Origin of the sequence: Clostridium sp. AF27-5AA, assembly GCF_003478415.1 — a bacterium.
Taxonomy (GTDB): domain Bacteria; phylum Bacillota; class Clostridia; order Lachnospirales; family Lachnospiraceae; genus Otoolea; species Otoolea fessa.
In genome coordinates this window covers 25,071-43,931 of sequence record NZ_QUFH01000008.1, presented here as the reverse complement: position 1 = coordinate 43,931, position 18,861 = coordinate 25,071, and the positions used below count along the sequence as shown (strand labels likewise).

The following is an 18,861-nucleotide window of genomic DNA, read 5'->3' as shown; positions in this document are numbered from 1 at the left end:
TTCCTGTATTCTGTTTTGGATTGTAATTTTTATCGATCTTACTGTTCACGCATACGTGCCCAGTAACGGAATTTGCCGTGGCTTCGCATTTAAATACGGTAAATTCCTGCTGCCACCACGTTTTCTTACGGCACTTCTGCTTCCAAAAGTGCCCCCCCGGGAACAGTAACTATCGATTCTTGTAATTCTGTATGTTTTTTTATGCTTTGTTTACGGGACATGGTTTTTGTGGTATACTGATCCCGCCCGAAACAACTCACAAAAGTGAGTTTATCCTGAAAATAATTCACTTATATGAAAAAAGGAGTTTGATTATGCTTAAATTAGAACGTACCAGCGTCATGAATCTGGAAAATGCCATGCGCGGTGCCCGCAATCCGATGAACAGCTGGGGACGGATGGACAGCTTTTATGATGAGAATGGCGAATATAAACTGGGACCGAACGATCTCGACCTTGCGAAACGTCTCCGCAAAGCAGGCAGCGACCACCGCAAGTTTCTGCGCCAGGTATTTGTCTCAGTCGATGTGACCGCACCTCTCTACTGGTGGAAAGAATATGATACTTATAAAGTAGCGACCGTCGCCAATTCAACCAGCACGATGCACAAAATCGCCAGCAAACCGTTTTCGATGGACGATTTCAGCTGCGACCACATGACAGCCGGAACACGCGCATTTATGGAAACAGTTGTCGCCAAGCTGGAGGAAATCCGCCTGCGTTATCTGGAGACAAAGAATAAGGATGACTGGTATGATATGATCCAGCTGCTGCCGAGCAGTTATAATCAGATGCGGACTTGTTCGTTTAATTATGAGACACTGATTAATATTTATTATGCCAGAAAGGATCATAAGCTGGCGGAGTGGCATACATTCTGTGACTGGATCAAGACTTTGCCGTATGGGGAAGAATTGATTATTGGGGAAGGAAAATAGATAATTAGTTTGATTTTCGTGAGAGGGACGGAGAAAAAGCCGCCCGGGCAAAAATGATCAGGTTTCGAGGACTGGGATTTTCTAGGCATCTTCGGTTTCATTAAAAACAGAAAGAAATCCTCACAAAGCAAGTTTGTTGCGGTTTCTTTCAACATCAAATCCGAATCTGCCAAGTAAATCCACAGTCCCGAAAATTCCATTTTTGCTCGGGCGGCTTTTTCTCCTGTTTATTGGATGATAACTTGGTAAAATTTAAGATCCTGGTGTCATCCAGCGCATGAATGCGGCTGGATGACGACGTAGGATCTTTTTTTATGACAGTATTGTGTTTATGATTTTAGCTGACATCTACTGTCTTATCTTATTATCTAATAAAGTAATGCCGTCACTGCTAGTCCTTCTTCTAATTGCTGAATGAGCAATTAGAATAGACGTTTAGTTATGGCAGAGAACTGGCATTCCCTTGTATACTTTCTCGTAGAGAAGTTTTGCTTTATCAACCGGCAGATTGATGCAGCCGTGGCTGCCGGAATACTGGTAGATGGTTCCGCCGAATTTACTTCTCCAGCTTGCGTCATGGAAACCGATGCCGCCGTTGAATGGCATCCAATAGTCTACGTGACTTTCATATTCATATGTGCCGTCTGCCCGTTTGGCGCCGCGCAGAACGCGGTCGGCCTGCTTGTAGGTCAGGCTGTAAATACCTTCCGGGGTTGTGTAGTTTTTGGACACGTTTCCGGTTACGCACGGAGCATCCCAGGTCAGGGCGCCGTTTTCATACATATATACATGCTGGGCGCCGAAATCAACTTCTGCGTAGGTATTGCCCCAGTCTGCGCCTGAATGGCTGGCTGCCTGCTGGGAGAACTGGACTTCACGTTCCTGATTAATGCCTGTCTGCGCCATCAGAACCAGGTTGTCTGTCTCTGCAGTCTGGTCAATCTTCCATCCATAAGGGCCTGTCAAGGCAACCTCTTTTCCGGAAGTGGTATGGAAGGTACGGGTAGTTCCAGCTGTGTCGTATTTCGCTGCCAGCGCCTTGATGTAGGCAGCTGCCTTATCGCGATCTACAGTAATGACACCATTCTCGCCGCCTGTATACCAGCTGACATATTCAGTACCGGACAGTGTCTCGGTTGCATCACCGATATGGAAGGTGATGGTCGCATTTTTAGCCTGGTTCATCTGGGCGCAGAGTGCTTTTAAGGATGCATCGCCGGAAGTCACCTGGATCGGTGTGTAACATCCCAAGGCTTCCAGATCAATCTCTGTCATGCCGGAGGCGATCGCTGCATTGATCGCCGTCTGTACCTTTGCCTTATCCACAGATTCTCCCTTTACTTCCGGAACAATCGTGAAATCTTTTCCTTCTTCCCAGGCGGATATATGGGCATCTACCGTCGGTGCTGCACTATCTGACATACAATTTAAGGAAGCAATGCGGTTTGCAAGCATCGTCTGATCGCAGGAAAGCGGCATCGCGATCGTCAGCGCTCCTGCTCCAGCTGCCCCTGCTGCCTGCTGGTCAATCGCTGCCTGCAGCTCATTTGTAATCACTACTTTATAGCCGATCTCCGCTGCGGTGATCTCTTCTGTCTTGCCTCCGCGTTCTTTGATCGTTAATTTATAAGAACCGTAATTCTGCTCCAGCTTTGCCTTCGCTTCCTCGTTGCTCATTCCGCCGACTGCGACGCCATTTACACTTGTTCCATTTGCAAAACTGCCATCTGCCAGTACTGGCTGTGCAAACATCAGCACCAGTGCAGCTGCTGCACCAGTCATTTTAAGTATACTCATACTTTTATTTTTCATTTTTTCACAAACCTCTCTGCCGCGCCATCTGGCTGCGGCCTGTATATATGGATTCTGAATCCTTATTATAGCAGAGTCGGAAAAAAAGTCCAGACCGATTCTAAAAAAGATCGTCAAAAGATCCAATTCGTAAGAATTTCTTAACGGTTCCTTTTTTTCTTTCATTTTTTCCATATTCATGATTGCAGTTTTTCCATTTTGCAGTATGATGGTATTCATTGCAAATGGGAAGTATAACTTTCAGGACGTCCTTAAAAATGTTTAAAATTTTCATGTTCCCAAAAGCGCCAAAAGGACCGCCGCATCTGGCATGCCCTCTTCTAAGTAAACAAGATTTTTATTGTTATCTTGGTCTGCTTAAAAGGAAATATGCCAGTCTGCGGCAGTCCTTCTTTCTATTTCCGGTCAATTTCCGGATTGACATGCACCATAATGTGTTTTACCTTCGGAAATGTCTTTTCAATGCTGTTATGCACCAACTCGGCAATCTTGTGCGCCTCCCGCAGCGGCATGGAACCATCTACCTCAATCTCAATGTCCGCATAAATTTTATTGCCAAAGATCCGCGTCTGAAGCAGGTCAATCCGCGCCACATCTGGATTCTGAAGAACGCAGGCGCGCAGCTGTTCTTCGGTCTTCTCATCACAGGAATGATCGACCATTTTATCCATCGCATCTTTAAAAATCTCATACGCCGCTTTCACGATAAAGACGAAAATAACCAGGCTCGCGATCGGATCCATGACCGGAAATCCCATTCTCGCGCCCACGATTCCGACCAGCGCACCGATCGAGGAAAACGCATCGGAACGGTGATGCCATGCATCTGCCATCAGTGCGCTGGAATCAATCTTTTTCGCATAATATCGGGTGTACCAGTACATCGCTTCTTTACTGACAATGGATATAACAGCCGCTGCCAGCGCCAGCATCCCCGGTACCTGCAGGTGACTGTATTCTCCCTTGAGCACGTCCGTAAGCGCCTCCACGCCAATCCCCAGACCTGTCATAAAGAGAACCATCGAGAGGACAATCGCAGCCACACACTCCATCCGCTCATGTCCATACGGGTGCTCCTTGTCCGGCTGTTTGGACGACAGCTTAATTCCAATCACCACGATCATCGTGCTGAACACATCGGACGCCGAATGGATACTGTCACTGATCATCGCATTCGAATGTGCGAACACGCCGGCTAACAGCTTCATAAACGCCAAAAGGATGTTCACTACTATCGTTACAAAAGACACTTGATTTGCCACCTTCTGAAAATCATTCTGTTTCATATTCGTTACCTCCCAAAAATATCTCATGGCACTAACGATAGGTGGGTGCTGCAAACCCATAAAAAAGTATAAAAAAACACCCACGAACCAGTATGAGTAACTACTGTCCCGTGGATGAAACTAACTTCCACTGTCGCTTCTGCGACCCGACCCCATGATATTCACGGTCTGCTCAGTTTGTACTGTAGTTTGATATGCAGTGCAAAGAGTTTATGATGAATAATAGCACAAATTTACTTTGTTGTCAATATCGGGAACCGCCCCTTTTTCCATATTTATTTTTTCAATTCCTTAATTCCAGCCTCAAGTCCTGCCGCCGTCAGCGGAAACATCGGAATCTCCTCGCGGATCAGACTGATCGTGTACGCACCGTAGGCATATGCCCAGTTATTTTCCCGCATCGGGTTCAGCCAGATCGCTGACGGAAAACGCCGGTGCATCTCCTGCAGCCAGTAAATGCCCGTCCGCTCGTTGCTGTGGAAATAGTCGAGACTGCCGCCGCGGTACAGAAGTTCCGACGGCGCCATCGACGCATCCCCAACCAGAATTACCTTGTATTCCGGTTTCAGGTTGTGAAAGACCCACTCGGTCGAGATCTTATCCCTCCAGGAGCAGGACGGCGTCGTAAATAGCTGATCGTAGAAACAATTGTGGAAATAATAAATCTTCAAATCCTTAAAATGGGACGACTGATTGACCGCCTGGAACAGCCGGTTGCACAGATCCGCATATGCCCACATCGACCCGCCGCTGTCCATCAGAAGCAGAAGCTTCGTCTGGTTCTTTCTCGGGCGCTCCATGACGAGCTCCAGACGTCCGCCTTCGTCGCAGGTCTTCTCGATCGTTTTCTCCACATTGAGCTCCGTTTTCGGTCCATCCTCACGGCAGGATAAAAGACGCAGCTTTTTGAGTGCCACCTGGAACTGCCGGATCTGGATGACCGCATCGTCGCGGAAATCGCGGTAATTCCGCTGTTCCGCCACCTGCAGCGCGCTCCGGTTTTTGCCCGGTCCGCCCACGCGGATGCCCTTCGGGCTGTAACCGGAATGTCCAAATGCCGACGTACCGCCGGTTCCAATCCACTTATTGCCGCCGTGGTGCTGCTCATGCTGCTCTTTCAGTCGTTCCGCCATCATTTTACGGATATCGTCCAGATCAAGTCCCGCAAACCGCGCATCGACCTCATCCTTATCATACGGCGTCTGCGCGTGCGCCTTGGCAAGCCAGTCTAAGACCTCCTTCGGAAGTTCCTCAAACGTCTGCACATTTTTAAAATATGCCAGAAATGCCTGGTCAAATTTGTCATATTCGGACTCTTTTTTGACCAGAACCGCCCTCGCCATATAGTAAAACTCCGTCAGGCTCGCGTCGTTCAGGTTCATTTCCAGCGCATCCATCAGGCTGTTCCACTCATTGAGGCTCGTCTTCATCCCGTAAGAACGGAGTAGATACAGAAAATCAGTAAACATATCGGTTATTCTCCACCAGCTTTAAATCCTCTGTCTTTTTTAAAAGTACCCCCGCAAACGGGATCTCCTTTTCCAGCTTCTCCAACGGCACGCCGCCGATCACAAGCGCCTGAATCCAGTCCAACACCTCGGAGGTACTCGGCTTCTTCTGCAGGCCGCGCAGATCGCGCACCCGGTAGAAGGCGTCCAGCACGCCGTCGATCAGCTTCTGGTCGAGATCCGGGTAATGTGCCTTGATGATCTTCTCCATCATCGGCTGCTCCGGGAATGCAATATAATGGAAGATACAGCGGCGCAGGAACGCATCCGGCAGCTCCTTCTCCGCATTGGAGGTAATAATCACAATCGGACAGTGCTTCGCTTTGACAGTCTTTCCCGTCTCCGGAATGTAAAATTCCATCTTGTCAAGTTCCCAGAGCAGGTCGTTCGGGAATTCCAGATCCGCTTTATCGATCTCATCGATCAAAAGAACCGTCTGCTTTTCCTTCTCAAATGCCTCTCCCATCTTTCCGAGGCGGATATATCTGGCAATATCATCAACGCCGTCCGCACCAAACTGGCTGTCGTAAAGACGCTGTACCGTATCGTACACGTAAAGACCGTCTTGTGCGCGGGTCGTCGATTTAATATTCCAGATCAAAAGTTCCATATCGAGGGATCTGGCAATCGCCTCCGCGAGCATCGTCTTTCCAGTGCCCGGTTCTCCCTTGATTAAGAGCGGCTTTTTGAGCGCCGCCGCAATGTTAACGCTGCGGATCAGTTCATCCGAAGCGATGTATTCGTCACTGCCGTGAAATTGCTGCATGGTAAATTCTCCTTTTAGAAAGTTCTCCTTTTACATAACTGTAAACACTAACAAGGGCGGCATAACGATTCAGGATCCATGCTGACTGCGATCGGTTCGGATCCATCGTTCCTCCCGATCGTCATACATAATCCTGCCCGTTTGCCGCCCTATTGATTTGCGATACCAGTGCCAAAAGTTCAGAAATCCGATGCAAGCTTGCTTGCAGGAAGATTTTTGAATTTGGTATCAGAGTGTCAAAAAACTTTTTGACCCTTTCATCATAATATAGCAATATTCTAATAGTTTGTCAAATCGTATATATGTTAGGATTTCATTAGAAAAACACGATTGTTACTGCTCACTATTCTACTTTGCCACCCGGATATTCTTGCTGCCGCTAAATCCTTCCGGCGGCTCTGTCTCCGTGAGGATCGTCGCTTCTTCAAACACCCCGAACGTCACCGAACTTACCATGCCGAATTTCTGGCTGTCCGCCAGCACATAGCAGCGCTCTGTCTGGCGCATCGCCTCTTGCTTGACTAATGCCTCATTCGGATCCGGCGTCGTGAAACCGTGGCGCTTGCTGACGCCGTTGGTTCCAAAAAATCCCTTTGTAAAATGATAGCCCTGGATCGTCAGGATCGCCTGACTTCCAATGACCGCCTCCGTCGTGCCCTTTAACTCACCACCAATCAGAATTACGCGGTTTCCGGCGGCTGCCAGACGTTTGGCATGTGATACCGCATTCGTCACAAACGTGGCGCTGCGCGCCGGAAGATAGTCTAAGATATACCCGGTCGTCGTGCCCGCGTCCAGATAGACAAAATCATCCGGCTGGATAAGTCCCGCCGCAAACTGGGCGATTCTCCTTTTCTCCTCCTGCTGCAATTCCATCTTCTGTGCCACTGACGGTTCGGTTCCCGTAAATGTCCCGTCTGAGGACACCGCGCCGCCAAACACCTTAGTCAGGCGCCCCGCCTTGTCAAGCGCATTCAGATCCCGCCGGATCGTCGATTCCGAAACTCCCAGCACATCTTTAATCTCAGGAACTGTCACACTCCTCTTTTTATCCAGAAGTTCCAAAATCAGTTCGTATCTTTTTTCTGTCAGCATGACTCTTTTCCTTTCATCTTCTGCTGTGGTTGAACTTTTTTAGCTCAATTTTTCACTTCTCTCTGTCTTAATATTCTTATCAACTGCAGCTGCTTTCGACAATGACCTTCCGAATCGGCAGCACACGCCCCGGCGATACGGAAAGCTCATCCACACCCATTTTCAGGAATTCTTTTGTCAAACTCAGATCCGCACCCAATTCGCCGCAGATACCTGCCCAGATGCCCTCAGCGTGCGCATTTTCGACAACCATGCGGATCATCGCCAGCACCGCCGGATGGTGCGGATCGTAAAATGCATCCAGCTCCGGGTTCTGACGGTCAACTGCCAGCGTATACTGGGTCAGGTCGTTCGTTCCGATGCTGAAAAAGTCCACTTTTTTCGCCAGATCCCGGCTTACCATGACTGCCGCCGGGGTTTCAATCATAATGCCCTGCTTCGGGTCGCCAAACTGGAGATTCTGTGCGGTCAGCTCCGTCTTGACCTCCTCGACAATCTTCGCAATCGCCTCGACCTCCCAGACACTTGTGATCATCGGATACATGATCTGGAGATTGCCATAGGCACTTGCCCGAAACAGCGCGCGAAGCTGTGTCTTGAAAATCTCCGGTCTTGTCAGGCAGATACGGATCGCCCGGCAGCCCATCGCCGGATTTTCCTCTTTTTTCAGTTCAAAATAATCGCACTGCTTGTCCGCGCCGATGTCCAGCGTGCGGATAATGACCGGTTTGCCCGCCATCGTTTCCGCTACCTGTTTATATACCTGGAACTGCTCCTCCTCCGTCGGAAATGTTTCTTTTTCCAGATACAAAAATTCGCTGCGGAACAGTCCGATGCCCGCCGCATCGTTCTGAATGACCGACGCCAGATCCTTGCTGTTGCCAATGTTCGCATACAGGCGGATCTTCTTGCCATCCATAGTGACTGTTTCGCGCCCTTTCAGTGTTTGCAGCAGTTCTTTCTTCTCCTGTTCCTCCCGCTGCCGGCGGCGCATTGTTTCCAATGTCTCCTCATCCGGTTCCACATACAGGACTCCGTTAGTACCATCCACAACCGCAAATTTCCCATCTACCGTCTCATCGAGCGCCACGTCCGTTCCGATCAGCGCCGGAATGCTCATCGTACGCGCCAGGATCGCCGTGTGGGAATTGACGGAACCGTGTACCGTCACAAAGGATAGCACCTTGTCCTTTTCAAGCTGTACCGTCTCTGACGGTGCTAAATCATCTGCCAGAATAATCACCGGCTCGTCCGTATGGATGCCCTGACCTGCGCCTCCGGACAGAACGCGCACAATCCGCTCCGAAATATCTTTGACATCCGCCGCGCGCCCGCGCATATATTCGTCCTCCATCGCCGCAAACATCTGGGCGAAATTGTCACCGGTCACCGCAACCGCATACTCGGCATTGACCTTCTGCGTATCGATGATATTCTGAACTGCGTCCAGATAGTCCTCGTCCTCCAGCATGATCTGATGAATCTCAAAAATCGCCGCATTCGCCTCGCCAACTTCTTTTACCGCCTTTTCATACAACTCGCCGAGCTGGCGGATGGACTCCTGAACTGCCGCATTAAACCGCGCTTTTTCCTGCTCTGTATTCTCTATTTTCGTCCGTTTTACGGTCTGCTCGCCTTTCTGATACACACATATTTTTCCAACTGCGACACCGCCAAATACACTTTTTCCACGATACGTCTGCATGATCATTCCCCTTTCCATTGATCCATTATCGAAAAATGCCGCCATGTAATAATCCCTTACATCGCGGCATCTTTGTTAAACTACATATTTTCCTTCATAAACTGGCTGACTGCCTCATAAGCTGCTTCTTCGTCCTCGCCCTCAAAAGTCAGGGTTACTTCCTGTCCGTTCTTTACCGCCAGTCCCATGATACCGAAAATCTTTTTGCAGTCGCCGCTCTTTCCATCTTTCGCCAGCTTGATCGTACTCGTAAACTGTTTTGCCGCCTTTACCAGTTCACCTGCCGGGCGTGCGTGGATTCCTTCCGGGTCTGTAATGGTATATTTAAACTCTTTCATGATGATGTTCTCCTTCTCATTATAACCTATTTTGATTGATTTGACCAAAAAATTTCTAATAAAGATTCACATTCCGTCAAAAAAAATTATTTATCTATTCTTCTACATTCTTCTTGAGAACTCCTAAGAGTACCGTCGAGATCGCCGTGCCAACCACCAGTGCCAGCAGGTAGAACAGCGGATTTCCCATGACTGGGAATACGAAGATTCCGCCATGCGGCGCCATCAGCGTACAGTTAAATAACATGCTCATCGCTCCCGCAACACCCGAACCGACGATGCAGGCTGGAAGCACGTGTACCGGATCAGACGCTGCAAATGGAATCGCGCCCTCCGTGATGAATGCCAGACCCATGATGAAGTTGGTCGGTCCTGCCTCGCGCTCTTCCTTTGTAAATTTCTTCTTAAACAGCATTGTTGCCAGCGCAATCGCACACGGCGGTGTCATACCGCCAATCATAACAGCTGCCATCACATCGTAGTTGCCGGAGGCGATTGCCGCCGTACCAAATACATATGCCGCCTTGTTGAATGGACCGCCCATGTCGATCGCCATCATCGCCGCCAGCACAAAACCAAGAATCAGCTTACTCGAACCACCCATGCTGCTCAGACCATTGTTTAACGCCATATTGATCGCGCCCATGACCGGCTCTACGACGAAGCTCATAACCAGTCCGATGAGCAGGACGCCCACAACCGGGTAAATCAGGACCGGAGCAATCTTTTCCAGTGCCTCTGGAAGATTCTCGCACGCTTTCCGAAGCGCCAGAATCAGATATCCGGCAATAAAACCTGCCGCCAGGGCACCAAGGAAACCTGATTTTCCCTGAGAAGCAATCATGCCGCCGACAAAACCGACTGCCAGCGCCGGGCGGTCTCCGATCGCCATCGCGATGAAACCAGCCAGAATCGGGAGCATAAAGCCAAATGCCACACCGCCGACATTTTTAAACCATGCCGCCAGCGGGGTAATCGTACCAAAGTTTACACGCTGGTCGAGCGGGAGTGCATTCATATCCACACTAAAACCATCAATCAGAAACGCAATCGCAATCAGGATGCCGCCGCCGACTACAAACGGAAGCATGTGGGAGACACCATTCATCAGCTGCGTGTAAATCTGGTGTCCGACACTGCCCGATTTGCCGCCAGAGGCTGCCTTTGCCGGGCTGCTGCTTCCAGATGATGCTGCGTGGTAAACCGGTACCTCCCCGGACGCCGCGCGCTCCAAAAGCTCCGGTGCCTTGCTGATACCGTCCGAAACCTGACATTCGATCACTCGTTTTCCGTCAAACCGATCCATCGGCACCTGTGCGTCCGCTGCCACGATGATGCAGTCCGCCGCCTCGATCTCCTGTGCCGTCAGCACATTTTTTGCTCCGGCTGAACCGCGCGTCTCAACTTTGATCTTCCATCCCCTCGCGCGTGCCGCTTTTTCCAGGCCTTCGGCAGCCATGTAGGTGTGCGCGATACCGGTCGGACAGGAAGTAACCGCTAAGATCTTCGGTCCGGCTGTCTGTTCCGTCTCTGCACCCGCTTTTTGCGCCTGAATCTCCTGACCACCTGCCTGTGCGACATTCTCTCCATTTGTATCTGCCGCTTCTTCGCCGGAATCAGCCGCCAGTCTCTCATCGATGCCTGCCTGTTCTGCATCTGCCTTATCAATAATGGAAAGAAAGTCTTCCACCGAAGAGGCATTTCGCAGGGAATCTGAGAAATTCTCGTCCATCATGAGAACGGAAAGCTTGCTCAACACATCCAGATGTACGTTATCTTTTGTATTTGGCGCTGCAATCAGAAACAGCAGAGTGACCGGTTCGCCGTCCAGAGAGTCGAAATCCACGCCATTTTTGATGACCATCGCCGCCAGCCCCGGCTTTTTGACCGCATCACATTTTCCATGAGGAATTGCAATCCCCTCGCCGATACCGGTCGTGCTCTCTTCTTCTCTCGCATAAACCTGCTTGCGGAATGCCTCGACATCCGACAGCTTTCCGCTCGCCGCCATCAGCTCTACCGCCTTGTCCAGTGTCTCCGATTTGCTGGTGGGTGCCGCATCCAGCGATATACTTCTCGGATCCAGTAAATCAGTAATCTTCATATCTGTTGCCTCCCTATTTATGCCCGAATGTCAGGTATGCATTGCATATCCGGCAGTACATTCTGCCAGCTTCAAAAATGTCTGCATACAACCTCATCCGATTTTTGTGATTTTACAGTTCTCATACACTTTCTTTATCTCATCCTTCGTCGCCAGCTGCTCCGAAAAGGCGCTCGCGCTTCCAGCTGCCAGTCCCATGCGGAAGGCGTGTTCATAATCTCCGCTCTCCCCGTATCCGGCCAGGAAACCGGCTACCATCGAATCTCCGGCTCCGACACCATTTTTCAAGGTTCCCTTCGGCGCTTCCGCCGCATAGACGCTTCCATCCTCCGCCAGAAGAACCGCGCCCTTGCCTGCCATCGAAACCAGCACGTTGACCGCACCTTTTTCCTGCAGCTTCTTCGCATACGGAACAACTTCCTCCCGCTCCGAGAGCTTCACGCCGAAAATGTCTCCCAGTTCATGATTGTTCGGTTTGATTAAAAATGGATGGTGTCCCAGCACATTGAGCAGCAGATCCTTGGTCGCGTCCACAACAATCCGGACGTCCCTGCCATCCAGGCGCTCCATAATCTTCTGATAAATATCATCCGGCATCGACGCTGGAATACTTCCAGCCAGCACCAACGTATCATCCGCCCCCAGTCGGTCAAGCTGGGTCATCAGCGCATCCACCGCTTCCCGCGGAATCTTCGGTCCCCGACCGTTGATCTCAGTCCCGTCGATGGATTTCAGCTTCAGGTTGATGCGGGAGACTCCCTCATCCAGGGAAATAAACTCGGCTTTCACGCCCAGCTGCTCCACTTCCTTCCGAACCTCCTCGCCGACAAACCCGGCAGTAAAGCCAAACGCCGTATTGGCAATTCCAAGGTTTTGAAGGACCGTCGAAACATTGATTCCCTTTCCGCCCGGAAGCAAAAGCTCCGAATCCGTCCGGTTGGTCAGTCCGAGCTTAAAATCGCTCACTGACACAATATAATCTAACGATGGATTAAAGGTTACCGTATAAATCATAAGCCTTCATTCCTTTCTTATCTTGATTGATTCTGACTGTATTATAAAATCATTTTCATTCAAAATCAATCAAACTTATTCACAAACATGCTGCCTCTTTTTGGGTTATATTGCACAATTTTGATTTTTTATGATTGTTTTTGATTGATTGTTTCGTGTGAATTCCGGCGAAACGATTGCTGTCACTGATGGAATAGTGTTTCCAAAAACATCTTTTTTACTCAGCTTCATCTCCTCTTCTAATCGTAAAATCCGCCTTTGTTGACAAGGATTTCCCCATTTGCTATAGTAAATGAAGAATTTTGTAATATCTTTGTAATATTTCCAAGATGTTTTTATATCAGAAAGGATATACGATATGAACGATTCCCCTTTGAAACCTGCTTCTTCCAGGCGCAAAAAAATGGATAAAACAATGATGGCGATCTATTTCCTGATCCTTTTTATTGTGGCCGGGGCGGCTCTGCTGGCATTTCTATGCCTCTCTAAACCTTCTGATAAGAAGAACAACGCCGGCTCTGATCCTTCCATCGCTTCTTCCAGCACCTTAAAAAACAGTCATCAGACCGGCACCGATGCTAAAAGTACGGCGAAAGCCAAAATCAAAGAAGAAAAGCCGGTCGATCCGTATGAAAATCTCGCGGTCGCCAATGTGGATGATGCGCTGAACCTGAGAGAAAAACCAGATACAGATGCCAAGGTACTCGGCACCTGCTTCCGCGGAGGCGGCGGTACCATTTTAAAACGCAAAAATGGCTGGACAAAAATCCGCTCCGGTGGGCTGGAGGGATGGCTCAAGGACGATTATCTTGTATTTGGCGATGATATCAAGCCGCTCGCCAAAGAGCTCGGTCTCTATATCGCTACCGTCAGCACACAGACACTCCATGTACGTGAGGAAGCCAGCACGGATTCTGCCATCGTCGGTCTGGCTGCCGCGGAAGACTACTATCCTGTACTGAGTCAGGAAACTGGATGGGTCAAAATCCAGCTTTCCGTTGACACCTCCGGTTACGTTTCTTCTGATTATGTCACAATCAGCGTCAAGCCAGGACGCGCAATCAGCATTGAGGCTGAGATGGCAGCGCTGGAGGCGGCACGACAGGCTGCTGAAGAAGCTGAGCAGGCATCCAGAGCCGCCGAAGAAGCCCAGATTGCAGCCGCGAAATCGCAGGCAGAAGCAAACGCAGCTAAAGGTTCCTCCCAGACTTCGGGAAAATCTGGAAATTCTGGAAGCTCTTCGAAAAAGAGCACGGCTGCACCAGCCGCAAAATCAGCCTACGTGATCTCCGCCTCCGAGAGCGACGTTTATCTGCTCTCCGCCTGCCTCACGATGGAAGCCAACGGCGGATCCTATGAAAGCTATCTGGCAGTCGGAAGTCTGATCGTCAACCGCGTCAAATCTGGCAAATGGGGCAAATCCATCTCCAGCGTTATCTACGCGGACGGACAGTTCCCAGGCGCGACCTCCGGCCTGCTTGACAAATATCTCGATAGAGGACCGTCCTCTACTGCCACCAAGGCGGCAAAGGCAGCGCTCGCCGGGGAGAATCAGATAGGCGACTACCTTTATTTTACCTCGACCAAATCAGCAAACTACGACAGCTACTCCAGCTATCAGGTGGTTGGTGGGAATTGTTTCTATAAAAAATAAAAGGCTTAAAAAGGCGGATTTAAACGCATTACATTAAACCTCATATACATTCCCATCGCCTTATGATATGATAATCATATCAGCAAAACATACAGGCAGAGGACACCTACTGTCCATACCTTATTGATAGGTACTCTCGGAGTCTTTCCTGCAAATCATCTCACAACATTAAGCACAGAAAGCTTCCGGGAGTCCATTGATTGCAAATGGAGGAAATTATGAGAAAATCAATTTATACTTTGATGGTTTCCACTCTCATCGCAGCCGCCAGCATGACCGCCTGCTCCAGCCAGCCGTCTGAAACAACTGCCGCTGAATCCACACAGGAAAACGATACATCAGCAGAAAGCAGCGATGCCAGCGAAACAACTACTGCCAGAGAAAAAGAAACCGCCCAGACAACGGATGCAGATCATGCAGAAGACGAGACTCTGAGTGAAAAAGAAATCACAGAACTTTACCGTGGTTTTGCCAGATCCCTTCAAAGCATCATCGCCAATAAAAATATGAACGATTTAGCCGAGCTGCTTGTCTATCCGTCCTACATCGGCATCGATGACGGGATTGTCGTAAATAACAGAACTGAATTTATGGCTCTCGACGCAGACAAGGTATTTACCGACGCGCTGATTGAGGCAGTCAAGACAGCCGATGTTTCTTCCAACGAACTGACCAAGGCAGGTTTCATCGTAGGCGATCCATCCGGTAAACCGGCAGTTACCTTTGGTCTGGACAAAGAGGGATCTATCGGTATCACAGCTATTAACTACTAATCAGAGATAAAATAGTGAAAAAGAGCGCCGCAACACTCACAAACCGGCTTTCCATTTCTGGTAAAACTGCTTCATGAGTGCCACAGCGCTCTTTTCTATGTTACAGCCAGACAACTGCATCCATCAATCCGGCTGACTGCTTCTTCTACATTATCCTTCAATCGCAATATATTTTTTCTGCTCGACTTCCGGTTTTGCTTCTTTCTTCGGAACAAAAATCTTCAAAATACCATGCTTAAATTCCGCCTTGATATCTTCCTCTGTTATATCATCACCGACATAGAAGCTTCTCGCACAGGAACCTGCGTAACGCTCTCTGCGGATGTAACGACCGGACTTTTTCTCCTTCTCGTCCTCATCCAGTCCCTTCGCAGCCTGAATCGTCAGATTACCATCTTCCAGGGAAATCGAAATCTCTTCTTTCTTAAATCCCGGCAGATCCATCTCCAGCTCATAGCCATCTTCCATTTCCTTGATATCGGTCTTCATCAGGTTCTGTCCATGGCGTCCATACAGCTTTTTCTCTATCTTCTGTCCGGCTTTATCATCATAAAACGGAAAATCATTAAAGAAATCATCAAACAAATTTTCTCCAAAAATACTCGGCATTAACATAAGTCATCTCTCCTTTTTTTCAGCTTACTAGCTGTTCATTATGTTTATAACCAACATTTTCGGAACCGGGACGGTCTGGGAACATTCCCGGAAGCGCTCAACCCTTTCTTTTTGCTTCCTCTTTGTTCCTCTTCCTTCGTTCTGGCTATGTTATAGCACTTTCCGTTAGCACTGTCAAGAGGTGAGTGCTAATTATTTGTGAATATTTTGTGAAATTGTCAATCCTTTTTCTCTCTATTGATACTGCCACACTAAAGAGGATAGGAGAATTCTTGCAAAGCATTGTTAAAAAAGTAAATCTCTAATATTATTCTTATACTATTTCATAATCAAAACCGTCGCCGTTCCCGAATTGGTCCATTTGATTGCATTTAAGTACGCATACTGGGACAGCACCAATCCCAGAAACGAGATACTTTGCATCCCTGTTTTATCAGGGATTGCAGTTCTTACAAGGTTCATATCCATCTGCAATCACTTCATCGCGCGTACCGGTAAATTCCTGCCTGTTTGCCACCTTCATCTGGGTGACAGATGTGCAGCTTGGAAGATGAAATTTTTTCGAGTTGGTATTGAGAATGTAGGTCTGAACCGTCGCGCTGCTTCCAGAGGATCCAGCGCCGCCTCCCGACGAACCAGCTGCTCCCGATCCAGCCGATTGATTCTGGCTCCTGCCATTTCCAGCCGTTCCCTGTCCGGCTGTGCTTCCCGTACTTCCAGAACCGTCCGCCCAGCTTTCTCCTGTCGCATAATCGATCGCAATACCCGGCTGGACATTATAGACGTACACGCAGAACAGCACTCCCTCGCCCTGATCCTCGACGGATTCCGCCTCCATCAGGACGCCGGAGGCAACCAGATTACCGCCCTCAAAAACTGGTGTCACGCGGTACATAACATGGTTTCCGGTTTCTTTCACGTAATCGGCTGTCAAATTTTCAAATGGCAGCATTCCCTGTACGTTCAGATAGCGGGTTCCGGTAATCAGATTTTTGACATTGGCATTCTCCGCCGTAAGCTGGTAGCCGATCAGATGACAGCGGTTATAGAGATACTTTCCATCCACATTGTCATACTTCGCCGTATGCCAGCCCGTCGGCTTGACTTCCCCGATCGAGCCGCGCTTCTCCGTCGGCATCGTATCCTGCGAAACCGAAGCATATGCCACGCCACAGCGCCCCAGGCTGTCCAGATCACTGTAACTCTCAAATGATACATCCGTCAGGTCCGCATCGGTAAAATACGGCACATTTCCATTGACCGCCACATACGGCTGACCGGAATATGCCGGTACATCCGCCAGATTAAATGACGTTCCTGAAGCAGAAGATACACGGTTTCCACCATTTTCTGACGATGACACCACCTGCGAATCTCCGTCCGCACTTTCCGCCTGATTTTCCTCCGCGCTGACACTTCCGTTTCCATTCAGACTTCCCTCTGGAATCTCCTGCGCGCACGCTGAAACAGACAGCATCGCCGCTGCAGCCAGCCCCAGAAGCCACATTTTCAATTTTCTCATATGAATTTCTGCCTTTCCGTTTAAGCCTATCCCTTTCAGAGCCATGTAGATTTGTGCGTTCTGGCGCCTGATTTTCAGGTGCAGAACCGGCTCTTTTTTATATTTGACTTGTTTTTTATGTTTTTCTTACTCTTTTATATTGTACTTACTTTTTATGTATATTTTTTACCTGCGCACATACCGCTCTTCTGTGATTTTCTCATGCGAGGAACCCGCATATTCCTGCGTTTCTGCCAGCTTCCAGCTGCCCAGATCCATCTTAAAATACATATCTGCCGGATAATCCCGGTTCCAATGACAAAGAATCACTTCTTCGATCCGGCTCTCATACGGAACAACATCCTTGTCCTCGACAAAACAGTACTCTCCCGGCCCCGCCTTTTCCAAAAACGCTTCATCTGCCTGAATCTGCCCGGATTGCCCCAGTTGCCCGGATTGTTCCTGTTCTTTCGGCATATTTCCATTCACCTGTAAAAACTGTTTCTGGCTGTATGCATTCATCCACAGTTTTTTCCCACCTGTCAGCTCCAGAATACGCTTTCTAAGCACGCGGTCCTGGCTCTGCCGTCTGTGATTGAACATCATGCCGTTCTGATTATCCACACATACAATTATCTTCATCTCTCTTTTTCTCCCTTTTTCTATCTGCTGTACGCTTCATGTTTCCCAAGGAATCAAAGCAAGCGTCAGCTCCTCCATCCAGGTCCGCAGATTGGGACGCCTGACTGCCAGCGTGTTGACAATCACCGATCTTACACGCACCGGCATCGTTTCTCCTTCTTTTACCAGCCTGCTCACATCGTTTATGACATAAAAATTGCCATTCTCATATCCCAGATACATCATCACATGTCCCGGAAAATATAGAAGTGTGCCTGGTTCTAATGCTCTTAAAATCTGCTTTTTTTCTGAGCAGCGCCGCCCCGCCAGCTCTATTTTTCGAACTGGCATCTGCAGCTGACCGGTCGTATTGCGAGGCAGGATCCATCCAAAACAGCGGTACACTTCCCGGATATAGGAAGAACAATCCCGACTCTCCAACATTCCGCCCCAGCCGTAGCGGTCTCCCAGACACTTGAACGCCTGTTTAATAATCTCCTCATTTGTCAAGCTCAAATATCCCACCGATACGTCCCGGCTCATCGGAATCAATCCTTTTTGCCGGAAGAAACTGCCATCCGGGGCGCGGCATGGAAGCCAGACGATGTAATTATTCCAAGACAGTCTGTTCTGTACACTCTGTTCTGCCTGTGCTTCTGTTGTCTCTATTACCGCTCCTGTCCCTTTTATTCTGTTTGTTTCTATTGTTTCTTTTATCTCTGGAATTCCTTCTTCCACGCACAATTCCAACACCGTCCCCATCCGAAGCCGGTACGCACTGGTTCCCGGATAGACTGCACTTGCTTCCAGCCAGACCATATCCCCTGTCACTACTAACGGATGGATCGGAAATGCCGCCATCAGCCATTCCGCCCGGTTCCGACAGACTGCCACCGACTCTGCCGATATCCAGCCCTCGCTGCATTCATTCCGGACATACAGATAACTCTCCTCCTGCACCGAACCCAAAATCAAAAGCGGTTCCCCGACCATACAGAGACAAAGTGCTGCCTCATCCCACTCCGGATCGGATAGATCCTCCTCATCAGCTAAAAAAGTCTCCATCGGAAACTGTTTGATCAACCCCTGTGAAGTCGCGATTCCATATTTGATATGAACATTTTTATCCAC

Annotated in this window: 16 protein-coding genes and 1 riboswitch; of the genes, 3 read left to right on the top strand and 13 right to left on the bottom strand. The window is 49.1% G+C overall.

The annotated features are described in order from the left end of the window. Positions 1 to 314 precede the first annotated feature (314 nt). Positions 315 to 938, top strand: a complete 624-nt coding sequence (locus tag DWY89_RS09300) for a hypothetical protein (protein ID WP_117796349.1) — start codon at positions 315 to 317, stop codon at positions 936 to 938. A gap of 435 nt (positions 939 to 1,373) precedes the next feature. On the opposite strand, the gene DWY89_RS09295 is transcribed toward DWY89_RS09300, so the two are convergent. The 9 genes from DWY89_RS09295 to pfkB all read right to left on the bottom strand — a co-directional run bounded on the left by DWY89_RS09295 (position 1,374) and on the right by pfkB (position 12,566). Continuing rightward, positions 1,374 to 2,735 (bottom strand): L,D-transpeptidase family protein, encoded by a 1,362-nt coding sequence (locus tag DWY89_RS09295; protein ID WP_243022807.1) that lies wholly within the window; start codon positions 2,733 to 2,735, stop codon positions 1,374 to 1,376. 410 nt (positions 2,736 to 3,145) lie between these two features. After that, positions 3,146 to 4,036 carry a cation diffusion facilitator family transporter gene (locus DWY89_RS09290; RefSeq protein ID WP_117796348.1) on the bottom strand — a complete coding sequence of 297 codons (891 nt, stop codon included), beginning with the start codon at positions 4,034 to 4,036 and terminating at the stop codon, positions 3,146 to 3,148. Between the two features lie 101 nt (positions 4,037 to 4,137). Further along, a riboswitch (NiCo riboswitch) is annotated at positions 4,138 to 4,222 on the bottom strand. Between the two features lie 89 nt (positions 4,223 to 4,311). Then, the gene (locus tag DWY89_RS09285; RefSeq protein WP_107000351.1) at positions 4,312 to 5,505 is read right to left on the bottom strand and encodes a VWA domain-containing protein; all 1,194 of its coding nucleotides are present in this window, start codon (positions 5,503 to 5,505) and stop codon (positions 4,312 to 4,314) included. Beyond that, positions 5,495 to 6,310 (bottom strand): MoxR family ATPase, encoded by an 816-nt coding sequence (locus tag DWY89_RS09280; RefSeq protein ID WP_118523680.1) that lies wholly within the window; start codon positions 6,308 to 6,310, stop codon positions 5,495 to 5,497. The genes DWY89_RS09285 and DWY89_RS09280 overlap by 11 nt, the downstream gene beginning before the upstream one ends. Before the next feature lie 348 nt (positions 6,311 to 6,658). Further along, the gene (locus DWY89_RS09275) at positions 6,659 to 7,405 is read right to left on the bottom strand and encodes a DeoR/GlpR family DNA-binding transcription regulator (protein ID WP_118523681.1); all 747 of its coding nucleotides are present in this window, start codon (positions 7,403 to 7,405) and stop codon (positions 6,659 to 6,661) included. Positions 7,406 to 7,484: 79 nt separating this feature from the next. Next, a complete protein-coding gene (gene ptsP, locus DWY89_RS09270) occupies positions 7,485 to 9,110 on the bottom strand; it encodes a phosphoenolpyruvate--protein phosphotransferase (RefSeq protein WP_107000455.1) in 1,626 nt (541 codons plus the stop codon). 80 nt (positions 9,111 to 9,190) lie between these two features. Beyond that, positions 9,191 to 9,448: an HPr family phosphocarrier protein gene (locus DWY89_RS09265; RefSeq protein WP_022359198.1), complete on the bottom strand. Its 258-nt coding sequence runs from the start codon at positions 9,446 to 9,448 to the stop codon at positions 9,191 to 9,193. 94 nt (positions 9,449 to 9,542) lie between these two features. Further along, entirely contained in the window at positions 9,543 to 11,552 is a 2,010-nt protein-coding gene (locus DWY89_RS09260; protein ID WP_118523682.1) for a PTS fructose transporter subunit IIABC, read from the bottom strand. 93 nt (positions 11,553 to 11,645) lie between these two features. Next, a complete protein-coding gene (gene pfkB, locus DWY89_RS09255; RefSeq protein ID WP_118524616.1) occupies positions 11,646 to 12,566 on the bottom strand; it encodes a 1-phosphofructokinase in 921 nt (306 codons plus the stop codon). Between the two features lie 403 nt (positions 12,567 to 12,969). Here pfkB and DWY89_RS09250 point away from each other — a divergent pair, with 403 nt between their 5' ends. Both DWY89_RS09250 and DWY89_RS09245 read left to right on the top strand, forming a co-directional pair. Then, positions 12,970 to 14,220: a cell wall hydrolase gene (locus tag DWY89_RS09250; protein ID WP_243015348.1), complete on the top strand. Its 1,251-nt coding sequence runs from the start codon at positions 12,970 to 12,972 to the stop codon at positions 14,218 to 14,220. Positions 14,221 to 14,438: 218 nt separating this feature from the next. Beyond that, positions 14,439 to 14,993, top strand: a complete 555-nt coding sequence (locus DWY89_RS09245) for a hypothetical protein (protein WP_118482360.1) — start codon at positions 14,439 to 14,441, stop codon at positions 14,991 to 14,993. 150 nt (positions 14,994 to 15,143) lie between these two features. On the opposite strand, the gene DWY89_RS09240 is transcribed toward DWY89_RS09245, so the two are convergent. The 4 genes from DWY89_RS09240 to DWY89_RS09225 form a co-directional block, all read right to left on the bottom strand. Beyond that, positions 15,144 to 15,608 carry an Hsp20/alpha crystallin family protein gene (locus tag DWY89_RS09240; RefSeq protein ID WP_118472111.1) on the bottom strand — a complete coding sequence of 155 codons (465 nt, stop codon included), beginning with the start codon at positions 15,606 to 15,608 and terminating at the stop codon, positions 15,144 to 15,146. Between the two features lie 433 nt (positions 15,609 to 16,041). Beyond that, a complete protein-coding gene (locus DWY89_RS09235; RefSeq protein WP_118523683.1) occupies positions 16,042 to 17,130 on the bottom strand; it encodes a DNA/RNA non-specific endonuclease in 1,089 nt (362 codons plus the stop codon). Positions 17,131 to 17,295: 165 nt separating this feature from the next. Then, complete coding sequence (locus DWY89_RS09230) at positions 17,296 to 17,751, bottom strand: ribonuclease Z (protein ID WP_118482359.1); 456 nt, start codon at positions 17,749 to 17,751, stop codon at positions 17,296 to 17,298. Between the two features lie 36 nt (positions 17,752 to 17,787). Continuing rightward, entirely contained in the window at positions 17,788 to 18,861 is a 1,074-nt protein-coding gene (locus tag DWY89_RS09225; protein ID WP_182434550.1) for an NlpC/P60 family protein, read from the bottom strand.

Coding starts and splice junctions, on each gene's coding strand:
- DWY89_RS09300 (WP_117796349.1), top strand. CDS start 315: ATGCTTAAATTAGAACGTACCAGCGTCATGAATCTGGAAAATGCCATG.
- DWY89_RS09295 (WP_243022807.1), bottom strand. CDS start 2,735: ATGAGTATACTTAAAATGACTGGTGCAGCAGCTGCACTGGTGCTGATG.
- DWY89_RS09290 (WP_117796348.1), bottom strand. CDS start 4,036: ATGAAACAGAATGATTTTCAGAAGGTGGCAAATCAAGTGTCTTTTGTA.
- DWY89_RS09285 (WP_107000351.1), bottom strand. CDS start 5,505: ATGTTTACTGATTTTCTGTATCTACTCCGTTCTTACGGGATGAAGACG.
- DWY89_RS09280 (WP_118523680.1), bottom strand. CDS start 6,310: ATGCAGCAATTTCACGGCAGTGACGAATACATCGCTTCGGATGAACTG.
- DWY89_RS09275 (WP_118523681.1), bottom strand. CDS start 7,405: ATGCTGACAGAAAAAAGATACGAACTGATTTTGGAACTTCTGGATAAA.
- ptsP (WP_107000455.1), bottom strand. CDS start 9,110: ATGCAGACGTATCGTGGAAAAAGTGTATTTGGCGGTGTCGCAGTTGGA.
- DWY89_RS09265 (WP_022359198.1), bottom strand. CDS start 9,448: ATGAAAGAGTTTAAATATACCATTACAGACCCGGAAGGAATCCACGCA.
- DWY89_RS09260 (WP_118523682.1), bottom strand. CDS start 11,552: ATGAAGATTACTGATTTACTGGATCCGAGAAGTATATCGCTGGATGCG.
- pfkB (WP_118524616.1), bottom strand. CDS start 12,566: ATGATTTATACGGTAACCTTTAATCCATCGTTAGATTATATTGTGTCA.
- DWY89_RS09250 (WP_243015348.1), top strand. CDS start 12,970: ATGGATAAAACAATGATGGCGATCTATTTCCTGATCCTTTTTATTGTG.
- DWY89_RS09245 (WP_118482360.1), top strand. CDS start 14,439: ATGAGAAAATCAATTTATACTTTGATGGTTTCCACTCTCATCGCAGCC.
- DWY89_RS09240 (WP_118472111.1), bottom strand. CDS start 15,608: ATGTTAATGCCGAGTATTTTTGGAGAAAATTTGTTTGATGATTTCTTT.
- DWY89_RS09235 (WP_118523683.1), bottom strand. CDS start 17,130: ATGAGAAAATTGAAAATGTGGCTTCTGGGGCTGGCTGCAGCGGCGATG.
- DWY89_RS09230 (WP_118482359.1), bottom strand. CDS start 17,751: ATGAAGATAATTGTATGTGTGGATAATCAGAACGGCATGATGTTCAAT.